We start from the raw sequence: 2,454 nt of genomic DNA, 5'->3' as shown, positions 1-2,454 counted from the left end.
TTGCCTGTTTTAAATCGTCTGATTTTAATACTTTACGGTATTCGGTTAATTTATTCAGCTGTTCATATTTCTGATCTTTATAGTGAGCGGCTTGTTGAAATAACATTCGGACCATCAAATCCTCGTAGCAATGATAACCACCTTCAATCGCATAGTTTAAATACTCAATACTTTTTTCTAATTGCTCATCTGTACATAGTTGCGCTATTCCTTGTTCATCATACCAACAGGGCGCATAACTATAAGCCTTACTATAAGCAAAATAAGGATATTTTAAATCAGCAAACTTATCCCATAAATAATTGCTCATATCAAAATTTTTAAACACTACTGGCTCTACTAATGGGTTACCTGCACTATCCACTAACTGATCCCGATACTTATCCATAAATTCTATAAATGAGATCATCCCTTCTTCTTTGTAATCTTCATCAAAGATTTTATGCCAAGTAAGGAGAGAGTAATAATACGGCATGGCATTTTTATCCCATTGCCAGGCATGCTTTAGAAATTTTATTAACTTTTCTGGATGAGTTACTCCGTAATATACGCCATCATCAAATGCTGATTCATACAGCTTTTTAGCTTCGTCTATACGTAATAATTGATTTTCAGGAATGGTTGAAGGGTAAATTGTAAAGTCCATAATTAAATCTTCTGGTTGATTAAGTTCATGATTTAGATTTTTTGAATTATCAATGTATAGATAGATAAAACTAAGAACGATAATAATACAAAAAATAATTACATAGATTATCAACTTTTTTGGTATCAACTTGGTCGTTTTAACAAAATAATTCATCAAATATACTCCAAATCATTTTGATTAAATACATCTACTTCAACAATGCGCTCTTCTAACTTACCATTATTAAATACCCTGCAAGGAAGGATTTGATTTTTACCCGCAAGTTTTTCCATTTCCTGATAGATTGGATATAATTTTGGTAAACTTGAATTTTGAATTTTTTTATTATTCTCGTACATTTGTTTGTTGTATAATGTTCTTTCTTTCGTATCATTTGTTAGTAAAGCATAACCCCATAAAACAACCGGTTTTTTCGAATAATTCTTAGCGTAATTATAAGCATAATGAGACCTATATTTTGCTTTATTTATAATATCTGCTTCCCATTTGTTTTTTGGATAAAAAATAGTTGCCCGCTTACTTAATGGCATAGCCACTTTATTATTATCAGTTATTATGTCAAGAGCATTAAAATTTCCATAAGTCACTTGTCCCAAACAACGAGTTTGTTGAAGTATTGAGATAGTGTTCGCTAAACAACTTTGATTTTCTATATCTTTTTTATTCCTTGTATCTTCATAAGCAGCCCCTCGACATGAATGTAATACAAAAATACCTTCATTTGGATGCCAGGGTAAACGTTTCATATTATCATGCTCGTTAAAATATATTCTTGCATCATATCTGAAAGTCAAATAACGTATATCACCATGCCCAAAATAATGAACTTGCCACAAAGCATATTTACAAGCTGTTTCTGAGTTAGTTAATTCATTATATAGTTTTGTCCATTCAGCTTTAAATTGTGGTGGATGCTCAAAACCTTTTATGATTCTCACTTCCGCATCCGGGTATTTAAACTGTAATCGTTGTTTTTTAAATTCGGCAGCTCTTAAAAAGTCCTCTGCGCCAGTGCCACCATAAGCAAATAGCACAAATAGAGGTATCGGTACGTTTTCTAATATAATTTCTTCAACAGCAACCTCTCCATTTTCAAGCTTACTTGTTTGGGCTGTAAAAACTTTACATTTTTGAGTGTTCTCATTTGGCATATTGATTAACTTACCTACTAATTAATTCCAGTGTAATTGTTTCATTTTCATTTGTAGAATGAAATGATTGGGTATATCCATTTTTATCGGTTTGCCCTTGTATCTTCCTACCATCGGGTAACGTAGCAATATAACGCTCATTGGCATAGATTTTTCCGGTCTCATCTTTACAGATAAATTTAACCGCATAATCACCAATAATATACGGTAATGCTAATTGATTACGGGCCATATTTTTCGGCCCCATCTTCTGCATCACATTACATTTAAGCTTAACGTTATCTGGTGTGCCAAGCTCTATGCCTTTACTGCTGATTTTGATATACGAGCCGCCACAGATTAAGGTTAGCTCTTTGCTGGCGGTAATGGTCAGTTTGCCGTCAACACTGTCTATGTTGATATCTTGTTTTGCGGCCATATTCAGGTTGGCATTTTGGGCTTGTATGTCAATATCCCCTTGATTGGCAAAGACCTTCATCCCCGATTTGTGGGCAAATAATCCTATCGCTTCTCCCGAAGATACCGTGATGTTTTTTAATGCCGTAATGTCGGTTTGGTTTTCCGCCGTAATACTCACGCTGTTACCGGTTGATAGCTGGATGTTTTCCGGACTGGTTAATGCAATGCCTTCTTGCGCATAAGCTAAGATGCCAC

3 protein-coding genes are annotated in these 2,454 nt (G+C 34.1%); all 3 read right to left on the bottom strand.

Annotation, left to right across the window (positions count from 1 at the left end):
• A partial coding sequence (locus tag J3U37_RS11985) for a hypothetical protein (protein WP_267375103.1) occupies positions 1–646 on the bottom strand: 646 nt, incomplete at its 3' end.
• Between the two features lie 155 nt (positions 647–801).
• The gene (locus J3U37_RS11980; protein ID WP_267375101.1) at positions 802–1,800 is read right to left on the bottom strand and encodes a hypothetical protein; all 999 of its coding nucleotides are present in this window, start codon (positions 1,798–1,800) and stop codon (positions 802–804) included.
• A gap of 10 nt (positions 1,801–1,810) precedes the next feature.
• The coding region (locus J3U37_RS11975; RefSeq protein ID WP_267375099.1) for a DUF2345 domain-containing protein at positions 1,811–2,454 on the bottom strand (644 nt) is incomplete at its 5' end.

Source organism: Gilliamella sp. B3172, from assembly GCF_026536465.1.
Taxonomy (GTDB): Bacteria; Pseudomonadota; Gammaproteobacteria; order Enterobacterales; family Orbaceae; genus Gilliamella.
The sequence above is the reverse complement of the archived record's forward strand: the minus strand, read 5'-3'. Positions and strand labels throughout refer to the sequence as shown.